Origin of the sequence: Streptosporangium sp. NBC_01639, assembly GCF_045209755.1 — a bacterium.
Taxonomy (GTDB): Bacteria; Actinomycetota; Actinomycetes; order Streptosporangiales; family Streptosporangiaceae; genus Streptosporangium.
This window is the reverse complement of record NZ_CP109272.1, coordinates 1,393,420-1,417,945: the sequence shown is the minus strand read 5'-3', so window position 1 is coordinate 1,417,945 and position 24,526 is coordinate 1,393,420. Positions and strand designations below refer to the sequence as shown.

Below are 24,526 nucleotides of genomic sequence, written 5' to 3'. Positions count from 1 at the left end.
GACTCGACCCTCCCCGATGGGTGACGAGAGCGGCCACCGGTAAAGGCGGCCGATCATGACAGGGAGCCTAACTAGAGGCCATTTATTTGCCTAGATCCGGAATTTGCCACAATTGCCGTGCCGATTGGTCAAGTTTGCTTACAAGGTCGGCCCAGCGGCCCGTTGAGGCGGCATCGTGGCCGGTCGGCGGCCTGGTCGTGCCGGCCGTCATTGACGACGGATCCGTCCCGGATTTCCCTCGGACCTCATCCGCTAGTGGCCATATTTCGCGATATACATGATTTGATACTTCTTGTCTGGTTCGTTCCAACGAGGGTGGGCACACCCGGCGGCGCCGGAGGATGAGAGGCTTGGTCGCGTGAAGCTGAAGCTGGATCTGCACCCGATCTTCAACCGCGGCGGCGAGATCGACAAGGCGCTGCGGGGCATCATCGACGAGGCCATCAGGAAGAAGGCCACCGAGGTCGAGATCATCCCCGGGAAGGGGTCGGGTCAGCTCAAGAAGAAGGTGCTGCGCTTCCTGGAGCAGAAGGAGATCAAGGCCCTCTATCACCGCATCGACAAGGACTCCAAGAATCACGGCCGTCTTTTCGTCTACTTCCGCTACAAGTAGGGCGGCCGGGAAGGGTCACCGGGTCGCCGCTCGCGGTGGGAAGGCCGGGGCCGGTGCCGACCTGCATGGCGGACGTCCTCGTCAGGTCCCCTCCGGCCGCCAGGTCAGCCGGGTGATGCCAGGTTTGGCGGGAAGGGCGCTGCTCTTGCCCACGGGGCGGCCGAATTCGTAGACGACCCGGTGCATCCTCCAGGTGTCCTTGCCGGTCTCCAGAATCTCCGAGTAAACGGGCAGCCGGGTCTCGGGGTCGATGTAGCGGACGATGTCCAGAGCGGACCCGCCGTTGGCCAGCAAGGCGTACGGGTGGGTGAGCGAGTCGAGTTCGGTGTACTTGAACGCGTCGTGGTACAGGCCCGCGCCGACCGCCAACCCGCCACCCAACTGCAGCGGTTTCACGCTGATCTCAAGGCGCACGTACGGCTTGCCGTTCCGCTTGACGACGCTCATCCCACGGCCGTTGATCAACCCCTGGTAGCTGCCGAGCTGCCCGACGAAGATGTCGGCCTGCTCCTTGGTCAGCCCGCCGACGCCGAGACCGTCGTTGAGCCACACCTGGGAGGGGAGGCTCGGGCACCGGGTGGAGGACCTCTTCTCCCAGTCGCCCTCACCGGTCCAGAACCATTCCTCCTTACCGCGGCACCAGGTCGTCCACGCCGTCCAGGTCTTTCCACCTGCCACGGTCACCTGTGAATTCTCCATGCGCACGTTCTTGGTCCGGTAGTCGACCCCCGAGACCACGACGCTACGACTCCCGCCGGGATAGAACTTCTCCTGCCGGTAGTACTCCTGCACCAGGTTGACCGTGGGTTGCAGCGCCTGCTGCCGCAGCGACTCCAGGTAGAGATCGCGCGGGTTGGCGGGCTGCCGGGTGGGCTGCTGGGCCTCCTTCGGAGAGGGTGTGGCCACGGTGGTGCTCTCGGCCGCCGGTGGGCGCTCGCCCCAACCGGTCACCGCGCAACCGCACACCGTCGCCAGCAGAGCCAGCGCCAGCCCTCCTCGAAAAACCCGCACCGCGCACCTCTCAGATCTCGCCTCTGTCCGACCAGAGACTCTACGCCCAGGCGTCCGACCCGCTACGGCGCCCCATCTCCTGCACACGTGTCCTTCATCACGCCGCGAGCCCTGTGCTCGACTGCATACGTTCTCTGCACCGCGCAGCGAGCCCTGCGCTCGACTGCACGCGCTCTCTGCACCGTGCCACGAGCCCCGTGCTCGGCCGTTCTCGACTCCGGCGATACAGCGCGGGAAGCTGAAGGAGTCGATCCGCCTTGCGACGCCCGGCGGACGAGCGGCAGTCGTACAAAAGCTGAGAAAACAGCCACAGGATGCGAGCGCCATCCGCGACTCGGTGAACGGGCAGCCACGCGGGCGCCCAGCGAAGGCGTGCCGGTCTCTGATGAAAAGATGGCCATCACCCGGGTCGGCTGGGTGGTGGTTCCTTTTTGGAGGTCCTTGTGCTCGTGCTGGCGGTTGCTCAGCCGGACTGCGTGCCGTACGACGTAGAAAAGAACGCGGTACGGCACGCGGAGATGGTGCGAAGAGCGGAGGCCAGGGTGGTGATATTTCCGGAACTGTCACTCACGGGGTACCACCTGGACGCTCCGGCGATCACCGTGGAAGATCCGAGGCTGGGGCCGATCGTGGAGGCCTGCGCGGAGGCGGGGGCGGTGGCCCTGGTGGGGGCACCGGTCAAGGAAGAGGGGCGTGAGTACATCGCGACGCTGGCGGTGGACGGCGACGGGGCCGAAGTGGCCTATCGCAAGGTCCACGTGCATGCCAGCGAGCGACGGTTCGCCGACGGAGAGCGGTCCGAGGTGATCGAGGTGAACGGCCTGCGGCTGGGGCTGGCGATCTGCCGGGACATGGCGATCGCGCAGCATGCTGAAGACACCGCCGGGCTGGGGATCGACGTCTACGCGGCTGGGGTGGTCCATCAAGCGGCAGAGGTGGCGGTCCAGGAAGAGAGAGCGCGACGAATCGCCACCGATCACGGTGTCTGGGTGGCGGTGGCGAGCTTCGCGGGACCGACCGGCGGTGGCTTCGAGCACACGGCCGGGCGCTCGGGGTTCTGGAGGCCGGGTGGCGACCTGGTCGCTCAGGCAGGACCGGAGCCGGGGGAGGTCGTCCGGCTGATGATCGGCTAGCCTCGGGCTTTCACGGCGAATACCGCCAGCCTTGATCGTTTATATGAGAAAAGTGCCTCTGGCCGGGAATGATCGGACTTATCTAAGATCCCGTGTCATGCTCGCATCTTTGATACGGGACACGGTGACGCGGGACACCCCGATGATGACAACCGCAATGGTCAGAGGCGCACCCATCTGACCGGTGAAGACCAGCGCGAAAATGGCGATGAAGCACATCCACGACGCGGTCTTTGCGGCGATTTCTATGGTGTCGATGTGCTCTTCGAGCAGCGACATTCGCTACCTCGGCGTCGTCGGGTGAAGTAGTCGTGCTGGCGAGAGATGGAATAACCGAAATATCAGACCTGTCCGCTCGCATGGCTATGCCTTCGACGGCGGGAATGCGATACCGGTGGCGTCCGGGGCTTGTCGATGTGGACGATCTATACCTACTGTGGTATTAATTTTTCTCTTTCATCGCGGGGTCCTGGAGGGGGCGGGGGTGGCGTGGCCGAGCCGATGGTGCCCAATCCCCGGCACGCGGAGCTGAAACGCCTCCTCGCGGAGGCTGAGGAACGGGCTCAGGAGGTACGGCAGGCCTACCAGCGGGCCTCCTCGGCGATGCGGTCGGGGAAGGTCTGGACGGGGCCGACGGCCGCCACCTGGACCACCGAGCTGGAAGACCGTCATCAGCGGCTGGGACGGCTCGCGCAGCGCGTGGTGGACGCGATCGAGGAGGAGTTGCGCCGTCATCCCGCCATGGTGACCGAGTCCCAGGCGAACGCCGCGCGCCGGGAGATGGCCGGGCGCACCTGACCGTCGTGACCGCGAAGGGGGATGTTTCATGGCACCCACCGCCGAGTTCTGCGGCATCGATCCCGAGGAGATGGGCCGGCTCGCCACCTCCCTGAGCGGTGCGGCCGACCGACTGACCGCGTTCAGCAAGGAGTTCGAGGGGAAGCTCGGCCGGTATGGGGTCAGCACTTCCGCGCTGCGGGAGATTGCCGACATCGCCGACTGGGGCGGCACGCAGGTCTCCATGCTGCACGGCCGGATCGACCTGATCAACGCCCTGGGCAACGGTGCCCCCGAGCTGGGCGGCGGAGGCGACGGGCCGTCGCTCGTCCGGCTGCCCGACGAGTTGGCGGGCTTCGAGGCGGCCCAAGGGCTGGCGACCATGTACGGCAAGGACGTCTTCGTCAACTTCGAGGGGGAGTTCCAGGCCGCGCTCGTCCACGAGCACGCCGACGAGGTCGCCAAACTGGCGGAGAACCCCCAGGCCGCCGCAGCCTTCTTCGCCCTGCTGCCCGCGAAGATCCGCGACAGCCTGGCAACCCGCATAGCGCGCACCGGCAGCAAGACCGCCAAGCAGGACCTGGCCGCCTTCAGCGCGGCCCTCGGCGCGGCGCTGCGTGCCCCCGCCCTCGTCCCGGCGTTCGTCAAGGTCAGAAACGACCTGGTGAAGCCGGCCGACAAGGCCACCGCCTGGAACCGGCTCGCCCTGCTCAAGGATGCGAACGCCCCCTCTGACGTCCGCAGCGCGGCGGCCCGCTCCCTGGCCCTGAACGACTTCGCCAAAGACCCTCGCCAGGACCGCCGTGCCGCCGGACCCAGCGAGACGGAGACGTACGGATACTCCTCCGACCTGGTCGCCATGGGGCTGGAGGTGCTCGCCGGGGACGGCGCGGCCGTACGGGACGCGTTCGCCAAGATGGGCGGTACGGACGTCAAGCTGAGCCAGGTCGACAAGATGAAGCAGTTCCTCGACTACGCCAAGGTGGTCGACACCGGCGACGCGGTCGCCGACGCCTTCGGCCGGGCCATGGAGGCGGGCACCGAGGCCACGACCGAGAAGGCCGGGCAGCACAGCCCGGCCGCTGCCGCCTTCACACTGGACGCGATCAGGGCGGCGGGTTCTTTCGGTGATGATCTGCCCGATCCCGCCCGGAGCTCCATGGCCATCATCGCGAAGTCCTACATCCATGAGCTGACCTCGGGAGCCCGCTTCGATAAGGCCGTGGACCGGACCTCCGGAATGGGGGTTCCGGACAACTGGATCACCCTTCCCGGAGTGGCCCCGGCGTTCTATCTCAGCCCGGGGGATACGCATCGCTTCTTCAAGACCTTCGTTGGGGACAAGCGGCTCACCGACGACTTCGACGCGACCGCCGCGCAATTCCGCCATGACACGCTGACAGCGGCGGCCCGCCTGGATGCCCAGGGCGAGACCCGGCACTTCGAGAGAGCGGCGAGGGCGTTTGGCGACTTCGCCGGTCTGGAGTTCAAGGCGACGCTAGATGTGCGCGGCGAGCGGGACGCCACCGACGACCTGATCCGTGACATCACCAAGAACACCCTTGCCCTCGGGATCGACCAGATTCCCCTCGTGGGCCCCCTCGCGGACGAAGGTGTGAAAGCGGGATGGGAACTGGCCAAGGCGTATGGAATCAGCACCGCCCTCGACGGCTGGGCTGACAGCTTCGAGACACGGGTTGAGGAGGTCACCGGCGCTCGGTCGGACTTCGTCCTGCGCCAAAAATACGACATGGCTCACATCCTTCACGAGGCTGGATATCCCGCGAGCGAGACGCCTGCCGAGCTCATCAGCAAGAGCACCGGCGATCTCAAGACCTATGACGAGCTTTTGACCGAGGCGAAGCGAGAAGCCAGTGACGGCAAGAAATGGGAGCAGGTGCTGGGGGAGAAGCTGACACCCTACGAACGCTGGATGGACAGCAATGGAAAGTTTGACGACAAGGTCGAGGATGCCTCCAATTTCCAGACCAGCGAGCAAGCCAAGGAGCAGATAAGACTTTGGGGCTGAATCGACTTCCTCACCGTGGCAGGCAGGCGGTTACCGCATGCAGCCGCCAGGTAGGAGCCTCAGGTGTCACATATACGGTTACCTTTATCATTGGGTCACTTTTCGTGCCGTAAATGAATCGCCCTTCTTCGGCATCCATTTGGCTGAAGTCGAACTCCAGCTTATATCCGAGCGCTTGGGCGAGAGTGTTCTCCATCAGCGTTTGAGCTTGATCCAGATGGGCGTCTAATGGTTCGTTGACACGTGCATAATCGGCCGTAGCTCGCAGTACCCGTTTGAATTTTTCCTTGTCGCAGCGGATGTCCTTGTCTGGACGTTGCAGGATGCGCAGTTTCTTGAGCGGGTTCTTGAAGACGTCGTTGGCCTCCAGTCGCTGTGCATCCTTCTGCAATTCCGCCGCCGCATCCTTCAGTGAGGGTTCGGAAGCGCATCCTGATGCCACCATCACCAGGGCTGAACCGATGGCCAGTAGGCGGGTGGCGCGCATTCAGTACCTCCGGAGCAGCTGACGCTGAGACGTACCAATCTTCACCTACTCGGCCCGTATCCGCCACACCCTTCCCATGCTGTCTGTCAGCATCGGCCGTTTTCGCATCGATCGGCATGTCCTGTCTGCCGTCAGCAGTTGCAGGCCGGGTATGTCATCGTCGGCCAGAGCAGCGATCTGAACGGTCTGCGGCTTGCCTGTCGCCATAACCCACCTTTTTGAACGCTTTCCTATGTCCGCAACTAGAGTGTGTAAGACCTCTGTTGCATTCATGTGTGACCTGGCCTGTTTCTGGTGAAGGCAGTAATGAACTGCTTTCTTTCTCGTACTGTTGCGGGGAGAACTTCTGTGCCTAGAATGCCTTGTCAGTGGTTGATCGGCCACTGGATCCGCAATCCAGGGTAGGGCAGACAATGACACTCTCTGGTCTACCCGCGGATGGGTTCGGTATCGTCGGTCGGGCGATAGATCCGTTTTTTCTAATTCGGGAGGAAATGCGATGGATATGATTCCATCTCTCGACCCTGGATCCCCTCGCATTCGGTTCGGCGTGGAGATGCGCCGTCTGCGGGAAGCCGCGGAGCTCTCGCAGGTCGCCGTCGCCTCGCGCCTCGGCTGCACCCAGACCCAGGTCAGCCGCTTGGAGAAAGCCACCCGAACCCCGTCGAGATCCGACGCCGAGCGGCTGGACCGCCTCTTCAAGACCCCGAGCAACTCATTCTTCACCCGGCTCCATGAGAGCATCGTCTCGCAGTCTCGTAGCCCGGCCTGGTTCCGGGACTGGGCCGAGGAGATCGAACCCACCGCCCTCGTTCTGCGCTCTTGGGATCCCCTTTTGGTCCCCGGTCTTCTCCAGACAGAGGCTTACGCCCGCTATGTCCTCAGTCAGGAACCTCGAATGACCCCTCAAGATGTAGAGGAACACATTGAGGCCCGAATACAGCGGCGGCAAATCCTCGACCGGGAGGACCCGCCACTGGTCCTTGCCCTCATCGACGCCCACGTGCTACGTCGTCCAGTAGGGGAATCCGAAGTCATGCTCGGTCAGCTTGACAGCCTGCTGGAAGTTGCTCAGCGTCCCATGATCTCGATTCAGCTCGTCGACCCACGATGCATGCCAGGGCTTCTGGGAGCGTTCATGATCGCTGAGCTACCGCATGGTCAACCGCATGCTATCCACGCCGACTCCTCGGCAGAAGGAGAGATATCGACCGATTCCAGCCTTGTGGCATCAATATGGAATCGATATGAGGCGATACGTCGATGGGCTTATCCTGATCACATGTCACTCAAGATGATCGAGGATGCGAGGAAGGAATGGACCTGAGTACCGCTGTGTGGCGGAAGTCATCACGTTCCGGGTCGAACGGTGGCCAGTGCGTTGAGGTCGCTGCCAACCTGCCCGGCGTTGTTGCGGTCCGTGACAGCAAGGACCCCAACGGCCCCAAACTGCTCTTCACCCCTGCCGAATGGGGATCTTTCATCGGCAGCATCAAGATCGGCCAGTTCGACCGCTGACCTGTCCCGGTCTGGCCGGCCATCCTGGTCTGGATGGCCGGCCAGACCGGGCTCAGGAAAATGCCGTATCCTTCGCTGATATCGGCCGGTCGGAACAGAGCTCCGTCCGCGCGGGCAGCTTGTTCGATCGTGCCGGGCTCGATGTCGATGGCCCACGAGATGAGTTGATCGGCAGTAGCCGCCACTGGCGTTGCCGTCCTCGTCACGGTGTGATGGCCGGTGCCCCGCTTTGGGGCAGGGCACCCCGGCGCACCCAGCGTTCACGAAACGGCTTGTCAGACGATTATGCGGCCAGGTCTGAAGTCAAGCCGTCTCAACCAGCGTGGCTGGTCATCCCCTCAGTCAATGGCCTCAAAAAGCTGGAGTTGATCAGAGGAGTGTCGGTGCATCCTGAGAGTCAGCCGTGGGAGGTTTCCGTACGGCAGGTGCGATTGGGAAAACTCGACCCTGCTCCAAGTCGGTCACGGTGACGAGCGGCCCGTCACAGATACGATCGAGGAGATCGGCCTGGTCGGGCTCCAGTTCGACGCAGAAGGTGAGCACGTGGAGGAGTTCGAGGAGCTCAGTGGTGAACTCCGCCGTCCACTTCTCGGTGTTGACATAGTCGAGCGGTGAGGACTTGCGACCGGCCGGGTTCTTCTTGCGGTAACCGAACCACTTCTTGATGACCTTCATCCCGGACACCTCGTAGGCCCATACCTCAGGGCGGACCGGTGAGATCTGCCCTGCGCCGACATGCAGCGTGGCCGTGGCCGGGTCGTAGGTGATGTCGTCCGGCATGTCATCGACCGTACCGGGGATGGCAACCTGAGCCTTGGCCCGTTGGGCGGCGGGGGGTTTGGGTGGCCCGGCCGGGCGGCCATCGGTGGCATCGACGAAGCGTTCACCGTAGGTGTGCAGCCACAGCACGCGCTTACCCAGTTGCACGGCTTGTGCCCACAGCTCAGGGTCGGCGGTGAGTGGCACCCTCACTCCAGGAGTGTGCAACTCCTCCGCGAAGCGGACGGTGTAGCCACTGTGGGCGGTCGCGGCGGCGAGGTAAGCCAGCAGGTCGGCGGCGGTGACGGACTGGCCGAGTCGCTCGGTGAGCAGGCGGAGCAGGCCGGGGGCAAGGTTGGCCGCTCCGGCGGCACGGTCCCGGTAGAGCGGCAGCACCCGCCCGCCACGCCCGTTGAAATGATGCATATCAGGCACGAACGCGGTGAAGACCAGACCAGGGCCCGTCTCGATGGGGTGGGCGTGCTGTTCGACGGCGAACACCTGCGAGTCACCCGCCACTTGCCAGAGTTCGGGGCGGGGACGTTCCTGAACTCGGGTGTCGGGGATGACCCATTGCCGGTCGAAGGATCGGTAGGCCACCCGCACCGGGGGCGGGCACTGCCCTGCCTCGTCCTGGATCACTCCGTCATGATGGACGAAACCGGTGATGGGCTGAACGACGCTGTCGAGTTTCCGGGCATCGCTCTCCTTGAACAGGTTCGCCTTGTCATCGCGTGGGGCTTTGATCAGCCGCTCCCAACGGGTGCGAAGCACCCCTGGCGACGGGTCGTACACCCAGGTCCGGTTGGGTTTGACGCCCGGTGCCTGCCAGGGCATCAGGTCACCCACGAGGGGATAGCCGAGCCAGGCGTCCCCGCCGACGGGCTGGAGCCGGTCCTGCCAGCCGGTCGCGCAATCGGTCCACGCCGTCTCGTCGAGAGTGACCTCGCCGAGCTGGGTGAACTTCTCGGTACGACGTCCCGACACGCTGAGGTGATGGATCCGTGCGGGTGTTTCCCGGTTGCCTTCGCCGTACCGAGCGAAGATGCCGATACACAACGGCTGTTGCACACCGGGAAAGACCCGCGTCGACACATCAGGCTGGTGGCCCTCGGGAGACAGATCGATGATCCAGCCCTCGTCGGCGGTACGGCGGAGGTATTCGCGCATCCCGGCAAACCCGGGACCGGTGGTGTAGCCCGACGTGGTCACGAACGCGACGATGCCCGCGGGCTGCCCGGGATGGGCGTCGAAGACCTTCCAGGTGGCCCAGCGCCAGAAATACACGTACAGATTGGACAGCACGTATTCATACCGGCCGAGTCCATCGGCCTTGAAGTCGAGGATCGGTGTGGTGTGCCCGGAGTTCTCGGCGCCCTGTTCGATCCACCCACCCATGCCTTTGGCACGCTCGCGGTATGGCGGGTTGCCGATCACGACCTGGACTGGAGTCTCCCGCTTGAGCTTGTTGGCCTCCCGGCGGGAGCGCACGATCGGCTCATACATCGACCCAAGGTCAAGCTGGGTGCGCTCAAACGGGTTGCCGAGGGTGTCGGCGACGTAAAGCTTCTGATCTTTCTCAGCGATCTCGGCGCCATGCTCAGCCTTGAGTGCCTGGTTCAACCGCAGCTCAGCCACGGCGAACGGCCCGGCCTGCCGTTCCAGACCGATCAGACGGCCGAACAGTTTTTTGAGCCGGCCGGGGACAGCCCCCTTGCCCTCTTCCTCTTCCACGGTCTGAGCAACGCGATTGACGATGTTGAGCAGGTATGTGCCGGTGCCCATCGCCGGATCGACCACCATCACGTCGTCGGTGGCGAAGCCGTATTCCCGCCCGAACCGGGTGCGCAGGATGTCCTCGGTGAAGCGGACCATGAACGAGACGACTTCGTTCGGCGTGTAGTACGAGCCGCTCTGCTTGCGCAGGTCGGAGTCGTACACCTCCAGGAACCGCTCATACAAGTGGAGGTAGGAGTCAGCCGATCCGTCGCTGATCTTGTCCCAGTCGACGGCGCCGATGACCCGTTTGAGGGTCTCCACGACCACGCTGCGGCCTTCCACGGTGTCGTGGGTGAGGACAGCCAGTGCCTTACCCATCAAGGAATGGTTCTTGCCGAGTTGGGAGGCGATCTGGCCGAGCGTGCGGCCGTCGAAGGCGATGCCGTCGACGCGGGCCAGCAGCAGGGCGAAGGTGACCGTCTGGGCGTAGGAGTCGGCGAACTCCTCATGCGTCAGACCGGGAAACAGCAGCTTGCGCCAGTCGGCGGCGAGATCAGTGAAGACCTTCGTCTTCTCTTCACCGCGCCGTTCGCGGTCGATGGCCTCGATTACCTCGCTGCGCAGTAGCTTGCACAGCCCAGCGATAGCCCGCACGAGTTGGAGGATGCTGCGTGGCGGTGTCGGGCTCCACAGCAGGAAATCAGAGACAACTCGTACAAATTCCCCGTCGGCGGGTGTCAGCTTGGCGCCGACCTTGCGGATGTCACCGTCCAGGTGGGCGACCTGCCCGATCAGTTCGCCGTTGCGGTACAACGCCCACTGGCAGCCGTCGGTGTAGAGCACATTCGGCAGCAGTTGCAGTTTCTCCCACTGCTTCTTCTCATGCTTGTTCGGCGTCCAGGTGCTCGGCACACCGCGGCCCGGAGCCTTCAGCTCGATGTAACCCACCCGGGCGCCGGCCACGTCCACACCGTAGTCCGGGCGTACACCGAGCGTGGCCAGCGATGTCTCCCCGATCATCTCGACGGAGACGCCCAAGGCGGCGGCGATGTCCTCCCTGAATAAAGATTCAAGCGGGGAACGGAGCTGGTCCTCGGGCTGGCCGTCGCCACGGAGTTTGGCCGTGGCGGTTTTCCCGAAGCGGGAGATCGCTATGGCGGTCTGTTCCAACAACGACGGAGGGGGGTACGTCGCGGGCATCTGCACCTATCACATGGTGAGCTGTTCAGTGGTCCGGTCACCGATGTATCGCGATTTCCAATCTTCGTGTTTCACACGTTCCACAAGCCCGTAATAGATTTTTCTTGCTGTTTTCCCGTCAAAGCTAGGCTTATAGGGGCAAAGCGTCCCGACATGAAGCCGTAGACGATGCCGGTGGTCGGCAGATCCGCCGTCCGGTGCCCCCGTGATCCGGTCGGGCCGCCGTGCTCAGGCTAAACGCGGACAGCCCCATCGGGCTGCTGCGTATCGATAAGGCCACGTGCAATACGACGTATCGACGGGCTGCTCAATTGGCCGGTACTTGATGCAGTATCGATAAGGCCATGTGCAATACGACGTTTCGACGGGTTGCTCAATTGATCTGTACTTGATGTAAAGGTGTGTACCTCCAGGGAGGAGCGGTGGCGTTGGCCGCAGTGCGGGATGTCGTACGGGACGTGGTGGCGGAGCTTGCCCCCGAGGAGCTACCGCTGGTGGACGGGTTGGCGGCGTACGACGACTCCGTCGTCGTACCGAAACTGCGCCGTTCCGGGCGACGACGTGAGCCGCTCGGTTTCGGCTGGGGCGAGGTCGTCGGTCTGATGACGCCGGTAGTCTGGCTGGTGCTTGACCAGATGGCGGAACGGTTGGCGGACACCGCGGTCGACGGTGCCGTCAGGAAAGCCAGAGGGCTGCGCCGCTGGCTCCGGCGCGGCCGCCGACCGGCCGCCGCGACCATCCCGCCGCTGACCGAGGGTCAGCTCGCCACGCTCCGCCAAGACCTGCTTGACCAGCTGAAACAGCGGGGGCTGGAGGAACAGGCCGCGGAGCAGATCGTCGATGCGATCGTCCGCAGGCTGGCCCGAGGAGCTGATCCAGGCCCCGCCGGCGGCCCGGACGGGCCGAGTCCGGCGAGCTAGCCGATGGAGGGCACCTCGCCCCGTATCGACGAGCGGGCGTTGGGAGCGGGCACGACGGTGCGATTCGCGCTCCTGGTCGCCCTGCTGATGGCGAGCAGCAGCCTGATGGTGATCTACGTGGCCATCGCGCTGTCCTCGTACGACGGATTCGGCTGTTCGCTGGCGGCCGGGGTGGCCCCGGACAACGATCCGGCGTCGGCAGTGATGGCGAAACGCGCGCTTCAGTGGGAGGCATACTTCGCCTGCACCAAGCACTACGCCCCGCCACCGCCGTGGTGGGTGCCGGCCGGCTGGTGGGCGATCTTGGCTCTGTTCACGGCCGCGCTGTTCTGGGCGCTGCCGGCGTGGAAGGCCCGCCGTAGTCGGGTGGTGCCGCTGGCCACGATGGACTCCGACTGCGAGATCGCGGGCATGGTGGCCGAACTGTCCACGGTCGCGGGCCTGGCCCGTCCGCCCCGGGTGGTGGTCGATCCGGCCTCGGCGTCGGACGGGGCGGTCGTGTTCGGCCGATCCGGGCGGGCAACGGTGCGCCTGGACGGTGGCCTGATCGCCACGCGGAGGGCTGATCCGCACCGGTTCCGGGCGGTCCTGTTGCACGAATTCGCCCACATCGCCAACCGGGACGTGACCATCACCTACCTGACTGTGGCCATGTGGCGGGTGTACACCGTGGTCGCCCTTCCACTCTTCCTGGCCTGGTGCGCCTGGATGTTCTGGGGCGCCTCGGACTCGGTGGTGTGGTCCAGCGAGGCACCGATCGTCACTCGCGGCCTGTTGCTCACCGGTCTGCTCACCGGTCTGGTCTATCTGGCCCGGTGGGACGTGCTACGCAGCCGGGAAATCTACGCCGACCTCGCCGCCGTACGCTGGGGTGCCGATCCGGCGGGCTGGTCTGCGGGCAGCCCCGCGCCGGTCATCGGCCCCGGGCGGCGCGCTCTACGCTCGTTCGTCGAACTGTGGCGGCCGCACCCGCGATGGGACACCCGGCAGATCGCGCTGACCAACCCCGCCGTGCTGTTCGGCGTACGCGCGCTTCCGCTGCTGCTGACCGGCATGACCGCGGCGATCACGCACACCCACATGATGTACGCCATCACTCAGTACATCCTGTTGACCCTGTGGATGCAGCACTTGGCGGCGCTGGTCTCGGCCGGTCTGGTCGCGGGCGTGGTGGGCATCGCGCTGTGGCGCGCCGTGGTGTATGCGGCGCTGACCGGTCAGCCGACTCCGTCCAGCGCACGAGCGGGTCTGTGGCTCGGGCTCGGCATGGCGGCGGGCGGGGTGGCCGCAGGCCAGGGGACAGTCAATGATTGGCTGCCCGCCAGACCGTGGCTGCTGGTGCTCGTCGTGCTGGCCGGGATGGCGTTCACCTGGTGGCTGACCCGGTGCGCACAGTTGTGGGTGGCCGCCTGGCACGGCCGGTCGCTGCGACCGGTGGCGCTGTTGAACGCGTCCACCGCGGCCCTGGCACTGTCACTCTGGTTGCTCTGGTGGCAGACCCAGGGGGTCGCGTTCGCGGCGGGGTGGTCGATCGACATCGCCGATGTCCGGGACTACCTGGCGTCCTCCATGGTGGGCCGGGAATCGGACCCTCCGCCCGTGTCGTGGCTCGACGTCCTCCTCGTCGCAATCATGACCGTGATGAGCACCGTGACCACCGCACCGCTCGCCCTGGTGGCGGTCGCCGCCCTATGGGTCGTGCCGTTGCTGGCGTGGTTGCCGCGCCCGGGCACCGGCCCACCCCGCTGGCTGCGCGACGCGGCGTCCGGCGACGGCCACGCCCCGCTCGGCCCACCGCCCCCGGGCCTGCGCCGAGTGCTCGTCCCGGTGCTGATCGGCGGCGCGTCCGGTGGCGCTGCGGCGGTGGCGCTGTTCGCCTGGCTGCACGCTCGCAAGCAGGTCGAGTCCTCGCCCACCGCCTTCCTGGTGGCGACCCTGGCCGGGATGCTCCTGGTCTTGCTGGCCTCGGCTGCGCTGGCGGCGTACGCCAGTCGGACAGTGGTGCCCGCGCACCGACTGCCGGCCGCTCTGATCGGCGCGGGCGGCGCCACCCTGCTCAGCTTCGCGGCCATTGTCGCGTTGCGCGCCGCCGATGGATGTGTGCCCGCGCTGGCCATCGACGCGGGGCCATGCTCCTGGAACCTCGCCGTGGCGAAGCAACTGTTCGCCGACATCCTCCTTCCCGCCTCCCCGATCACGGTGTTGGTGGCGGGCGTGGTCGCCCTCCCCAAGGCGCGTACTGCGAGGCGGCCCGGACCGACGCAATCGACAGGACCGACGCGGCCGGGATCGCCGGTATCGACGGTGCTTGGCCGGGCCTGCGCGCTGGTCCTGGTCGCTGCCGCGCTGGCGGTGGCCACCGTGGCCGCCGTCCAGCGGTCGCCACAGGCCTCCCGCCTACCCGCACCTGCAGAGGTCCAGCAGGCTGCCCGCAATGGGGGAGCCATGGTGGACGAGGATGCCCCGGTGTCAGCCCAGTCGAGAGCGTTGCAAGTGGAGGCGTGGCGCGATCGTGGTGGTGGCCGGCTGATGGACAGCTTCTACCACCATCGCCGCGAACTGTTCGCGATGGGCACGGCCGAGATCAACGCCGGGAAGAGCATCGCCGGCCTGGACAGCGTCCGACCGCTGTGCCTCGACATCGCGAACGATGCCCGCGCCGCGTACCGCTTTTTCCGGGTCCCCGACCCCAAGGCCCAAGAACTGTGGGAAAGCTTCTACGAGGACGCCGTGCTGGGCGGGACGTACTGCCAGCGGTCCCTCGACGCGGACGACGCCGACAGGTTCAACGCCGCCATGCGCCGGCTAACCACCGCCCAGGACACCAGCCATGCCATCGATAACCGTATCGACGCTTTGATCCGTGCGGGCAGGCTGTGAGCCCCGACAACGTGATCTGTGTCTACCCGCACCAAGGGCCGGTCGCCGGAGGCGCGGAGTGTCACCGGAGCGACAGGTGGCGGGTGGCCCAGGTGGCGAGGGCCTGTGCACAGTCGGCCACCGACTCGCGCCAGCTTTTCGCCGCGCCTTCGCCCGCGTCGTCGCTGACGTGCTTGACGATGCGGAGCGGGACACCGGCTCGGGCCGCTGCCGTCGCCAGGGCATAGCCTTCCATGTCGACCAGGTGGGCCTGGATCGCGAGGCGCTCGCGTGCGGCCTCGTTGGCGATGAAAGCGTCGCCGGTCGCCAGGACCGGGCCGTCCTCCGCGTCCAGTGTCAGCGCCGCTCCGTAGGCCTCGCCGGTGAGGGTGCGCAGCAGGTCGGTGTCCAGGTCGTGCTGGATCACAGTGCCGACGACATGGGTGCCCGTCCACCCCGGGCGCAGCGCCCCAGCGGTGCCGAGGTTGACGATGTGGGCCGGACGGGGCCCGTGCGCGAGGGCAGTGGCCAGCGCGACCGCGGCGTTGACCTTGCCCATGCCGGTGAGCAGCACCGGCAGGTCCGTGTCGAGGAACTGCGCTTCCTCCTTGACCGCGAGCACGAGCAGCGGGCGGTCGGCGGTGATTTTCCCGACGAGTTCCATGGTCATACGGTAGGTCCTCGGTTCGAGTTCGCGAGCCTCACTGCTTGTGCTCCGGAGTCGGTTCGGCTCGGGGCTGGTCGATGAGCTCCGCCATGGCGGTGATCCGCTGGTGCATCGGGCGGCGGTGCAGGGCGTCGAGTGCCTCGTTGATGAGCCGGCTCAGGGGGTACGACAGTTCGGCCTCGAATTCGGTGGCCGCAGCGGTGGTGGCGGCCCATTCGATCTCCAGCACCGGTAGGAGGGACTCGGCCTTCGGTGTCAGGCTGACGATCCGCTGGCGCGCGTCGTCGCCCGGGGCGACGGTGACCAGTCCGTCTCGGGTCATCTGGGCCACGGTCTGGCTCGCCGCCGAGTGGGTCACGCCGAGCGCGCTTGCCAGGTCGCGGATGGAGCGGGGGCCGGAGGCGGCCAGGGTCCGGATGACCGGGGTGAACCGTGGCCGGAAGCCGTCCAGCCCGAGGCCCGGGTAGAGGCCGACGATGCCGGCGTCCAGCAGGTCGAGCAGATGGCGCAGGCGGGTGCCGAGCAGCTCCGGCCCAGGCGCGGAGGAATCCATTCGTCTAATGTAACAGCGCTGTCGTATTCTCGTCGCTTCTACCCGCGATCCCGAAGGGAACCACGCATGGCCACGTCCTACCCTCCGATCGAGCCGTACGACCACGGCATGCTCGACACCGGCGACGGCAACCTCGTCTACTGGGAGGTCTGCGGCAACCCGGACGGCAAGCCCGCCCTCGTCGTCCACGGCGGGCCCGGGTCGGGGTGCTCCACCAATGTCCGCCGGACCTTCGACCCCGCGCGTTACCGGATCGTCCTGTTCGACCAGCGTGGCTGCGGGCGGAGCACACCGCACGCGAGCGACCCTGCGACCGACATGAGCCTCAACACCACCGAGCACCTGCTGGCCGACATGGAGCGGCTCCGCGAGCACCTCGGCATCGACCGCTGGCTGCTGTACGGCGGTTCGTGGGGTTCCACGTTGATCCTCGCCTATGCCGAGCGCCACCCCGAGCGCGTCTCGGAGATCGTCATCCCCGCCGTCACCACGACCCGGCGATCGGAGGTCGACTGGCTCTACCGGGGGGTGGGCCGGTTCTTCCCCGAGGAATGGGACCGGTTCCGAGCCGGTGTCCCCGAGGCCGACCGCGACGGCGATCTGGTCGCGGCCTACGCCCGGCTCATGGAGGATCCCGATCCGGACGTGCGAGCGAACGCCGCGAACGCCTGGATGACCTGGGAGGACGCGGTGATCTCCCTGGAGCCGAACGGCAAGCCCAACGCCTACAGCGACCGTCCGCCCGCCGCGACGCTGGCGTTCGTCCGCATCTGCACGCACTACTTCTCCCATGGCGCGTGGCTGGAGGAGGGCGCTCTGCTCCGTGACGCGGACCGTCTGGCCGGGATCCCGGGTGTCCTGATCCATGGCCGCCTCGACATGGGCAGCCCGCCCCACACCGCCTGGCAGCTCTCCCGCGCCTGGCCCGACGCGCAACTGCACGTCATCACCGACTCCGGGCACACCGGCAGCGACACGATGCGTGACCGGATCCTCGACGCGATCGACCGGTTCGCCCAGCAGTGAGCCGACGCCGCCGCCCGCCCGCCGCCGGCTGCCGGTCGCCGGTCAGGCCTCGCCGAGTTCGTCGGCTCTCAGCGCGAGGATCACGTCGGGACGGAGCAACTGGGATGCGTCGTCCAACTCCAGGAGCTCCAGGATGCGGCGCAGGCGGTAACTGACGGTGTTCTCGTGGACCGACAGGTGGCGCGCGGTCAGCCGTACGGACAGTCCACAGGAGAGGTAGGCCCGCAGGGTCTCTATCAGGACGAGGTTCGGCCGCAGCGGAGTCAGCACTGTGTCCGCCAGGCGGCGGGCGTCGAGGGGATTGGAGATCAGGAGCACCTCGGGAATGACCCGCCTGAAGTGGACGACGGTGCGGTCGGTCCCCATCCGTAGCCCCGCCTCCAGCGCGGCCAGTGCCTCACGGCACGAGGCGCCCGCCTCTCCCAGCCTGGGTCGCGGCTCGCCGAGGCCCACGACGAGACCATGGGGGATGCCGGGCCGGCGGGTGGCGCGGGCCAGCGCCTCGTCGAGTCCCACGTCGTCGGCGAGGACGAGCAGCATCGTGGAACCCCTGCTCCCGGCGAGGATCCGGCTGCGCAGCCTGGGGCGCAACGAGTCGAGGACCGTTTTCTGCGCCTTGGCGAGCGCGAGCGGCCTGACCTCGCCGGCTACGCCGATGGCGGCGGCGCGGTGCGGCACCTGGGCGGGTACGCCGACGAGCCTGGCGCGCTCCTCGACGTCGGCGGGGTCGAGCGGTTCCCCTCCGGAGAGCCGGGACACCAGGTCGGTGGCGATCTGGTCAAGGTGGGCGGCGGCCTCGCTGCGAGTCTGGCGGTAGGCCTCGGTCGAGGCATCGATCATGGAGTCGGTCACCGCGGCGAGCCGCTGCACGATCTCGGCGAGGTCCTGTCCCTTCGGGGGAGGCCCCGCGACGACCAGCCGTTCGACCAGGGCGCGTTCGGCGGCGTGCCACGAGGCGACCAGGCTCTCGATGGGTACGCCCTGGATGGCCCGCCGCCGGCCGAGTTCCACGGCGGGCAGCAGCTCGCCCTCGGCGAGCCCCCGCCGCTGCGCCACCGCCGAGATCATGGCGGTGAGGTTGGGCGTCACCGTCTCGACGAGGTCCTCGACCTCCATCCGGGCCTGGTCGTATCCGGGCAGGCGTTCCCAGACCGTGTCGACCAGGACGGCCGCGATCTCCTCGATCTCCGCCAGAAGGACCTGCGCCTTTTGTGTCATGTCCACAAAAGCGATCTCCTCATCTTCCTTCGGGGCCACGTAGTTGGGCATACGCCACTTAATGGACTATTGACTATCACAAGGCGCAGTCCAGCCCAAGGAGGATGCATGACCACAGAAGTGGAGCCGGAGTCGCACCCCAGCGACCTCGATGACCACGCGCTGGAGGCTGTGCCCTCAAATCGGCGCCAATCCCTCACCCAGATGATCGTCGTCCAGATCGGCTGGAACATCAGCGTCAGCAGCTTCCTCGTCGGCGGAGTCGTCGGCGGCGGGACCTCCTTCGGCGAGGGCATGGCCGCGATCGTTGTCGGCAACCTGGTCCTGGTCGCGGTGGCCGCGCTGATCGGGCTGGTCGGCTACCGGACCGGTCTGTCGAGCTACCTCACCGCCAGGGTCGTCTTCGGCCGGCAGGGCGCGGTCGTGGTCTCGCTGCTGCTCGGCGTGGTGGCCATGGGGTTCATCGGGGTGCTGATGGACACCTGGAGCGGGGCGGTGCACAAGCTGATCCCCGCGGTCCCGCCATGGGCGTTCATCCTGGTGTTCGGCGCCGCCATCACCACGACGGCGATATTCGGCTTCAAGGGCATGGCGAAGTTCTCCGCGATCGCGGTGCCCATCGAGATCGCGATCGCGCTCCTCGCGCTCTTCAAGATCGGCGCGAGCGGCGGCGGGTTCGCCGAGGTGGTCACCCAGCAGCCCGTGGTGCCCATCGGGTTCGCGGCCGCGGTCGGAGCCGTCATCTCGACCTGGATCACCGGTGCCGCGCTCGTCGGGGACGTGACCCGCTTCGCGATCCGCGGCCGTGATGTGATCATCTCCTGTTTCGCCGGGTTCGTCGTGGGCGCGGGCATCTTCGAGACGATCGCCACCGTTTCGGCCATGTCCGTGGGCAACAGCAACTTCGTACTGGTCATGCAGGGACTCGGACTCCTGGCACCGGCCGCGGTGATGCTGGTGCTGGCTCTGTGGAACACCGCCGACAACAACCTGTACTCGGCCTCGCTGGCCTTCACCAACGCCTCCAACACGCTCAACGTGCGTATCGGGAAGCCGGTCTGGACCCTGGTCGCGATCGTCATCGCCGTGCTGGTCGCCTTCGCCGGCCTGGCCGCCCAGTTCCTGGTCTTCCTGAACATCATCGCGCTGATCGCGCCGCCGTTCGCCGGTGTGATCATCGCCCACTTCTGGATCCTGACGCGCGGCTCGATGCACGCCCGGCTGCTGGAGTCGGCACCGGCCGTGCGGGTCGAGGCGCTGGTGGCCTGGGTGGTGGCCGCGGTGCTGTCCAAGTACACCGACCTCCTGCTGACCGACGCGATCGAGGGCCTGGTCTACGGGATCGTCTGCTACGCCGTGCTCGGCTGGGTCGTGGCCGCCGTGAAACGCGGCACCCCGGCCACCGCGGCCGCAACAAGGGAAGGAGAGGCGTGATGAGGTTTGGGCTCGGAGTGCCCACCGGGACCGAGGGACTGATGTACCCGGTCCCCTACGCCGACATCGACGACGCGGTCGAACTCGCCGTCCAGGCCGAGAGCCTGGGCTTCGACTCGATCTGGGGCAACGACCACGTGACCACCCAGGGTTACGTCCGGCAGGAGTTCGACACCCCGCCCCGCTACTACGACCCGTTCTCCTACCTGAGCTACGTCGCCGCCATCACCAGCCGGATCCGGCTGGCCACGGCCATCATGGTGCTGCCGTTCCGCAACCCGGTCGTCGCCGCCAAGCAGGCCGCGACCCTGGACCGGCTGTCCGGCGGCAGAGCCGTACTCGGCGTGGGCATCGGCGCCTACCGCGAGGAGTACGAGGCGATGAACCCCGGCCACCGGATTCACCGGGGCGAGCACGCGGCCGAGGCGATCCAGGCACTCAACGCGCTGTTCACCGAGCGCCGGGCGTCCTTCAAGGGCGACTGGGTCGCGTTCGAGGACGTGGAGTCCTACCCCAAGCCGGTCCAGCCCATGCTGCCGATCCTGTCCGGCGGCAACGCGCCGGGTTCCCGCACCCGCGCGGCGCTCTACGCCGGGGGATGGCTGCCCGCCTGCCTCACCCCCGAGGAGGTAGCGAAGGGCATCGGCGACATCAAGGCGCAGGCCGCCGCGGCCGGTCGCGAACTGCCGGACCGGTTCGAGGTGGCACTGCAGCTGGCGGTGTGCGTCGCGCCCACCCACGAGGAGGCCTGGCGCAAATTCCGCTCCTCCCAGCTCTACAACCACATGGTCTCCCTGTCCGGGACGACGCTGAAGGACCAGGGAGTGTCCGACCTGGCCGCCCGCAACCTCATCGGCACCCCGGACAGCGTGGCCGAACAGGTGGCCGCCTACCAGGAGGCCGGTGTCGACACCCTCGCGGGGCTGCTGTTCGCGGCCAACACCGTCGAGGAGACGCTCGTGGGCATGCACGAGTTCAGCGAGACCGTCATCGCCAGGAACGGAGGAGCACAGCAGTGACCGGGATCCCCCCCGCGCCGGCGGTCGACCTGACGAAGCTGACCGCGGATCGGACCGCCCGGCTGCGCGACGCGCTGGCCGAGGCGCCGTTCGACGCCGTCGTGCTGACCACCCCCGAGAGCATCCTGTACGCCACGGGCTACCGGAGCGTCGCCGGAGCCCTCTTCCGCGCCCACCGGATGGCGGCCGTGGTGACCGCCGGAGACTGCTGGCTGGTGTGCCCCGCCGCCGACACCGCGCCCGCGGTGGACGGTGGCCTGCCCGCCGACCGGATGGTGCCGTTCGGCCGGTTCTACTTCGAGTCCGCCGAGCCCACCCCCCTCACCAGCGCCGCCGACCGCCACCCCGACCTGTACGCGGCGCTCGAAACCGCGATCAAGGCCGCGGGGACGGGCCTGCGCTACGGCGTCGAAGGGCTCGCGGCCGAGCCTGCGCTCGCCGCCGCCGCGGCCGGCGCAACCGTGGTCGACGCCACCGGCTGGTCCGGTCAGGTGCGCGGCGTGAAGCTCCCCGGCGAGGTGGAACTGCTGCGCTACGCCGCCGTGCTCGCCGAGGCCGGGGTCCGGGCCGCTCTGGAGATCGCGGAGGAGGGGGTGACCGAGCAGGCCCTCGCCGAGGCCGTGGCCGCGACGATGGTCGCCGGCGGAGGGGAGCCGCGCTTCGTGGTGGCGACCACCGGCCCGCGCTCGGCCCTGGCCGACGCCCACCCCACCGGCCGCAGCTGGAAGCCGGGGGAACTGGCCCGCTTCGACGTGGGCTGCCTGTACGCCGGCTACTGGTCCGACATCGGGCGCACCGCCGTTCTCGGCGACCCCGACGCACGCCAGGCCGGTCACTACGCCGCGATCCTCGCGGGCCTGGACGAGCAGCTCGCCATGACCCGCCCCGGGGTGGCCGCCGCCGAGGTCTTCGACGTCGCGGTGCGCACCGTGGAACGGGAGGGCATCGTGCCCTACCGGCGCCAGCACTGCGGGCACGGCATCGGGCTGGCCGTCTACGAGCCGCCGATCGTCTCCCCCGGGGTGGTGACGGCGCTGGAACCGGGCATGACATTCTGCTTCGAAACGCCGTACTACAACCTCGGATGGGGCGGGATGATGGTGGAGGACACCCTGGTGGTGACCGGCGAGGGTGTCGACCTGTTCACCCGTTCGCCCCGTGAGCTGCCGGTGGTCGCCGTATGACCGAGACCTCCCGCTACCTCGGGCGGCTGAGCTGCCCGCGCTGCTCGGCCACCTACCGGGACCCCGCGACGGAGCTGCTCGGACGCGGCTGCCCGGCCTGTGAGAAGGACGGCGCCCCCGCCAACGTGCTGCCCGACTACGACCTCGCCGGGGCGTCCCGGCTGCCCGACGACCCGGACCAGCCGGGGCTGTTCCGCCATCGCGCGCTCCTGCCGCTGCGGCAGGCCACACCCGCGGTGAGCCTGGGGGAGGGGGGCACACCGCTGGTGTCGCTCCCGCGCACCGCCGAACGGCTCGGGCTCGGCGCGCTCCTCGTCAAGGACGAGACCCGCAACCCCACCTGGTCCTACAAGGACAGGCTCGCGGCCGTGGCGATGACCAAGGCCGTGGAGCTGGGGGTCGAGGCGGTGGTCGTGGCGAGCACCGGCAACCACGGCGCGGCGGTCGCGGCCTACGCGGCCCGCGCGGACCTGCCCTGCGTGGTGCTGACCGTGGCGTCGGTGCCGTCCACCATGAAGACCCTCATGCAGGTGTACGGCGCACGGGTCGTCGCCCTGGAGCACGCGCCCGATCGGTGGCGCCTGATGCGGGAGCTGGTCGAGGACCGGGGCTGGCTGCCGATGTCGGGGCACGCCGCCCCTCCGGTGGGATCCATCTCCTACGGCGTCGACGGCTACAAGACGATCGCGTACGAGCTCCTTGCCGACCTCGGCCGGGTGCCGGACTACGTGGTCGTTCCGACGGCCTACGCCGACGGGCTGACCGGAATCTGGCGCGGCTTCGCGGACCTGGTGGCGCTCGGTCTGGCCGACCGCATGCCGGTCCTCGTGGCGGCCGAACCGTTCGGCCCGCACGGCACCGCCCTGGCGGCCGGCACGGACACCGTCGGACCGGTGCCGGCCGGCCCGTCGGTGGCGTTCTCCATCGCCTCGCCGTACGGCACCTTCCAGGGCCTGGCCGCGCTGCGGGCGACCGGCGGCAAGGCCGTACCCGTCCCCGACGACACGCGCATCCTCGACGCGCAGGGCCGGATCGGCCGGGAAGCCGGCCTGTACCTGGAGGCGTCCTCCGCCATCACGCTGGTCGCCGTGGAGGAACTGGCCGCGGCGGGCGGCCTGCCCGCCGATGCCACGGTGGTCATCATCGGCACCTCCACCGGCCTGAAGGACGTCGGAGCCACCGCGGCCACGCTCCCGCCGGTACCCGTCGTGGAACCGACGCTCGCCGCGCTCGACCGGGAGCTCGGCCGGTGAGGCTCGGCTTCTCCATCTCGGGCCACCGCGACGCCGCCTCCGCCGTCGCGGTGGCCAGGCTCGCCGAGGACGCCGGGTTCGACACCGTGTGGATCACCGAGGACTACTGTGAGCGCGGCGCGTTCGCACTGGCCGGTGCGATCGCCGCGGTCACCCGGCGGATCCGCGTCGGCATCGGGGTGGTCAATCCCTGGACCCGCCATCCGGCGCTGATCGCCATGGAGCTGGCGTCCCTGGAGGAGATCAGCGGCGGGCGCGCGGTTCTCGGCCTCGGGGCCAGCAACGCACGCTGGATGACCGATCAGCTGGGGCTGCCGTTCGATCGGCCGATCGGCCGGCTGGCCGAGGCCCTCGACGTGATCAGGGCGATGATGACCGGCGAGCACCTGGATTTCCAGGGTGAGCACTTCCGCGTGTCGGCGGGGCTGGCCTTCTCCCCGCCGCGCCGTACCCCGCCGATCGTGCTGGGGGTCAAGGGCCCCCGGGCGCTCACCCTGGCCGCCGAGCGGGCGGACGGCCTGCTGCTGTCGATCCTCTCCTCCGCGCCCTACATCGCCTCGGTCCGCGGGCGCGTCGGGCCCGAGGCGGAGCTGGCCGCCTACGTCGCGCTGTCGGTGGACCAGGACGCGCGCGCGGCCCGTGACCGGCTCCGGCCGATGGTGGCCACCTACCTCGGCGTCCACGGTGACCACGAGATCACCCGGACGGCGGGCCTCGACGCGGAGCTCTGCGCCGCGTTCCGCCAGGGGTGGCTCGACGACGCCCCGCGCACCGACCTTGTCGACGACACGCTGCTCGACCTCTTCACGGCGGCCGGCACGACGGCCGAGGCGGCCGCGTCGCTGAGCCGCCTGGCGGACTCCGGTCTCGACGTGGCGGTCATCCGCGACGATCCGGACGTCGATCCGGAACAGCTGATGAGCGTGGCCACACTCCTGCAGAAGGCGCCTCCGGTCTCGCCCCCGGATGATCGGCGTGGGGACCGCTGAGCGCCCCGTGCAGACCGGATGACCGGTGTGGGGACCGCTGAGCGCCCCCATGCGGACCGGACGACCGGCGCGGGGACCGCTGAGAACCTGCACGGACCGGATGACCGGCGGGGAGACCGCTGAGAATCCGGTGGGGATCGGATGACCGTGGGCGGGAC

The 24,526-nt window shown here is 67.8% G+C and carries 21 protein-coding genes; 14 read left to right on the top strand and 7 right to left on the bottom strand.

Annotated elements, in window-relative coordinates; all coding sequences use genetic code 11:
• Positions 1-358: 358 nt before the first annotated feature.
• Positions 359-613, top strand: coding sequence for a Smr/MutS family protein (locus tag OHA77_RS06350; RefSeq protein ID WP_326821594.1), 255 nt, complete (start codon positions 359-361; stop codon positions 611-613).
• A gap of 81 nt (positions 614-694) precedes the next feature.
• Here the strand turns inward: OHA77_RS06350 and OHA77_RS06345 are convergent, their stop codons facing one another.
• Positions 695-1,624, bottom strand: a complete 930-nt coding sequence (locus tag OHA77_RS06345; RefSeq protein ID WP_406316801.1) for a hypothetical protein — start codon at positions 1,622-1,624, stop codon at positions 695-697.
• Positions 1,625-2,055: 431 nt separating this feature from the next.
• On the opposite strand from OHA77_RS06345, the gene OHA77_RS06340 reads away from it, so the two are divergent.
• Positions 2,056-2,757 carry a carbon-nitrogen hydrolase family protein gene (locus OHA77_RS06340; RefSeq protein WP_406316800.1) on the top strand — a complete coding sequence of 234 codons (702 nt, stop codon included), beginning with the start codon at positions 2,056-2,058 and terminating at the stop codon, positions 2,755-2,757.
• A 78-nt stretch (positions 2,758-2,835) separates the two neighbouring features.
• Here OHA77_RS06340 and OHA77_RS06335 read toward each other — a convergent pair whose 3' ends face one another.
• A complete protein-coding gene (locus OHA77_RS06335; protein WP_406316799.1) occupies positions 2,836-3,036 on the bottom strand; it encodes a hypothetical protein in 201 nt (66 codons plus the stop codon).
• 210 nt (positions 3,037-3,246) lie between these two features.
• Between OHA77_RS06335 and OHA77_RS06330 the strand changes: the two genes are divergently transcribed.
• The gene (locus OHA77_RS06330; protein ID WP_326821601.1) at positions 3,247-3,555 is read left to right on the top strand and encodes a hypothetical protein; all 309 of its coding nucleotides are present in this window, start codon (positions 3,247-3,249) and stop codon (positions 3,553-3,555) included.
• A 28-nt stretch (positions 3,556-3,583) separates the two neighbouring features.
• A complete protein-coding gene (locus OHA77_RS06325) occupies positions 3,584-5,563 on the top strand; it encodes a hypothetical protein (protein ID WP_406316798.1) in 1,980 nt (659 codons plus the stop codon).
• A gap of 10 nt (positions 5,564-5,573) precedes the next feature.
• On the opposite strand, the gene OHA77_RS06320 is transcribed toward OHA77_RS06325, so the two are convergent.
• Positions 5,574-6,050 carry a hypothetical protein gene (locus OHA77_RS06320; protein ID WP_406316797.1) on the bottom strand — a complete coding sequence of 159 codons (477 nt, stop codon included), beginning with the start codon at positions 6,048-6,050 and terminating at the stop codon, positions 5,574-5,576.
• A 499-nt stretch (positions 6,051-6,549) separates the two neighbouring features.
• Here OHA77_RS06320 and OHA77_RS06315 point away from each other — a divergent pair, with 499 nt between their 5' ends.
• Positions 6,550-7,377 (top strand): helix-turn-helix domain-containing protein, encoded by an 828-nt coding sequence (locus OHA77_RS06315; protein ID WP_406316796.1) that lies wholly within the window; start codon positions 6,550-6,552, stop codon positions 7,375-7,377.
• Positions 7,368-7,568 (top strand): DUF397 domain-containing protein, encoded by a 201-nt coding sequence (locus tag OHA77_RS06310; protein ID WP_406316794.1) that lies wholly within the window; start codon positions 7,368-7,370, stop codon positions 7,566-7,568. The genes OHA77_RS06315 and OHA77_RS06310 overlap by 10 nt, the downstream gene beginning before the upstream one ends.
• Positions 7,569-7,937: 369 nt before the next feature.
• On the opposite strand, the gene OHA77_RS06305 is transcribed toward OHA77_RS06310, so the two are convergent.
• Positions 7,938-11,219 carry a type ISP restriction/modification enzyme gene (locus OHA77_RS06305; RefSeq protein WP_406316792.1) on the bottom strand — a complete coding sequence of 1,094 codons (3,282 nt, stop codon included), beginning with the start codon at positions 11,217-11,219 and terminating at the stop codon, positions 7,938-7,940.
• Between the two features lie 449 nt (positions 11,220-11,668).
• Here OHA77_RS06305 and OHA77_RS06300 point away from each other — a divergent pair, with 449 nt between their 5' ends.
• Positions 11,669-12,166: a hypothetical protein gene (locus OHA77_RS06300; RefSeq protein WP_406316791.1), complete on the top strand. Its 498-nt coding sequence runs from the start codon at positions 11,669-11,671 to the stop codon at positions 12,164-12,166.
• 3 nt (positions 12,167-12,169) lie between these two features.
• A complete protein-coding gene (locus OHA77_RS06295) occupies positions 12,170-15,046 on the top strand; it encodes a M48 family metallopeptidase (protein WP_406316790.1) in 2,877 nt (958 codons plus the stop codon).
• Positions 15,047-15,107: 61 nt separating this feature from the next.
• Here the strand turns inward: OHA77_RS06295 and OHA77_RS06290 are convergent, their stop codons facing one another.
• Positions 15,108-15,689 carry a nucleosidase gene (locus OHA77_RS06290; RefSeq protein ID WP_406316789.1) on the bottom strand — a complete coding sequence of 194 codons (582 nt, stop codon included), beginning with the start codon at positions 15,687-15,689 and terminating at the stop codon, positions 15,108-15,110.
• Between the two features lie 37 nt (positions 15,690-15,726).
• The gene (locus OHA77_RS06285) at positions 15,727-16,245 is read right to left on the bottom strand and encodes a MarR family winged helix-turn-helix transcriptional regulator (RefSeq protein ID WP_406316787.1); all 519 of its coding nucleotides are present in this window, start codon (positions 16,243-16,245) and stop codon (positions 15,727-15,729) included.
• Positions 16,246-16,311: 66 nt separating this feature from the next.
• Here OHA77_RS06285 and pip point away from each other — a divergent pair, with 66 nt between their 5' ends.
• The gene (gene pip, locus OHA77_RS06280; protein ID WP_406316785.1) at positions 16,312-17,271 is read left to right on the top strand and encodes a prolyl aminopeptidase; all 960 of its coding nucleotides are present in this window, start codon (positions 16,312-16,314) and stop codon (positions 17,269-17,271) included.
• 42 nt (positions 17,272-17,313) lie between these two features.
• Here the strand turns inward: pip and OHA77_RS06275 are convergent, their stop codons facing one another.
• The gene (locus OHA77_RS06275; RefSeq protein WP_406316783.1) at positions 17,314-18,540 is read right to left on the bottom strand and encodes a PucR family transcriptional regulator; all 1,227 of its coding nucleotides are present in this window, start codon (positions 18,538-18,540) and stop codon (positions 17,314-17,316) included.
• Between the two features lie 57 nt (positions 18,541-18,597).
• Between OHA77_RS06275 and OHA77_RS06270 the strand changes: the two genes are divergently transcribed.
• The 5 genes from OHA77_RS06270 to OHA77_RS06250 are packed head-to-tail and all read left to right on the top strand — an operon-like array spanning position 18,598 to position 24,368.
• The gene (locus OHA77_RS06270) at positions 18,598-19,923 is read left to right on the top strand and encodes a purine-cytosine permease family protein (protein WP_406316782.1); all 1,326 of its coding nucleotides are present in this window, start codon (positions 18,598-18,600) and stop codon (positions 19,921-19,923) included.
• Complete coding sequence (locus OHA77_RS06265) at positions 19,923-20,942, top strand: TIGR03619 family F420-dependent LLM class oxidoreductase (protein WP_326821613.1); 1,020 nt, start codon at positions 19,923-19,925, stop codon at positions 20,940-20,942. The genes OHA77_RS06270 and OHA77_RS06265 overlap by 1 nt, the downstream gene beginning before the upstream one ends.
• On the top strand, positions 20,939-22,126 hold the full coding sequence (locus tag OHA77_RS06260) for a M24 family metallopeptidase (protein ID WP_406316780.1): 1,188 nt from the start codon (positions 20,939-20,941) through the stop codon (positions 22,124-22,126). Before OHA77_RS06265 ends, OHA77_RS06260 begins: the two co-directional genes overlap by 4 nt.
• Positions 22,123-23,379 (top strand): pyridoxal-phosphate dependent enzyme, encoded by a 1,257-nt coding sequence (locus tag OHA77_RS06255; RefSeq protein ID WP_406316779.1) that lies wholly within the window; start codon positions 22,123-22,125, stop codon positions 23,377-23,379. Before OHA77_RS06260 ends, OHA77_RS06255 begins: the two co-directional genes overlap by 4 nt.
• On the top strand, positions 23,376-24,368 hold the full coding sequence (locus tag OHA77_RS06250) for an LLM class flavin-dependent oxidoreductase (RefSeq protein ID WP_406316777.1): 993 nt from the start codon (positions 23,376-23,378) through the stop codon (positions 24,366-24,368). Before OHA77_RS06255 ends, OHA77_RS06250 begins: the two co-directional genes overlap by 4 nt.
• Positions 24,369-24,526: the final 158 nt, after the last annotated feature.

Coding starts and splice junctions, on each gene's coding strand:
- OHA77_RS06320 (WP_406316797.1), bottom strand. CDS start 6,050: ATGCGCGCCACCCGCCTACTGGCCATCGGTTCAGCCCTGGTGATGGTG.
- OHA77_RS06310 (WP_406316794.1), top strand. CDS start 7,368: ATGGACCTGAGTACCGCTGTGTGGCGGAAGTCATCACGTTCCGGGTCG.
- OHA77_RS06295 (WP_406316790.1), top strand. CDS start 12,170: ATGGAGGGCACCTCGCCCCGTATCGACGAGCGGGCGTTGGGAGCGGGC.
- OHA77_RS06270 (WP_406316782.1), top strand. CDS start 18,598: ATGACCACAGAAGTGGAGCCGGAGTCGCACCCCAGCGACCTCGATGAC.
- OHA77_RS06335 (WP_406316799.1), bottom strand. CDS start 3,036: ATGTCGCTGCTCGAAGAGCACATCGACACCATAGAAATCGCCGCAAAG.
- pip (WP_406316785.1), top strand. CDS start 16,312: ATGGCCACGTCCTACCCTCCGATCGAGCCGTACGACCACGGCATGCTC.
- OHA77_RS06315 (WP_406316796.1), top strand. CDS start 6,550: ATGGATATGATTCCATCTCTCGACCCTGGATCCCCTCGCATTCGGTTC.
- OHA77_RS06285 (WP_406316787.1), bottom strand. CDS start 16,245: ATGGATTCCTCCGCGCCTGGGCCGGAGCTGCTCGGCACCCGCCTGCGC.
- OHA77_RS06265 (WP_326821613.1), top strand. CDS start 19,923: ATGAGGTTTGGGCTCGGAGTGCCCACCGGGACCGAGGGACTGATGTAC.
- OHA77_RS06290 (WP_406316789.1), bottom strand. CDS start 15,689: ATGGAACTCGTCGGGAAAATCACCGCCGACCGCCCGCTGCTCGTGCTC.
- OHA77_RS06325 (WP_406316798.1), top strand. CDS start 3,584: ATGGCACCCACCGCCGAGTTCTGCGGCATCGATCCCGAGGAGATGGGC.
- OHA77_RS06255 (WP_406316779.1), top strand. CDS start 22,123: ATGACCGAGACCTCCCGCTACCTCGGGCGGCTGAGCTGCCCGCGCTGC.
- OHA77_RS06275 (WP_406316783.1), bottom strand. CDS start 18,540: ATGCCCAACTACGTGGCCCCGAAGGAAGATGAGGAGATCGCTTTTGTG.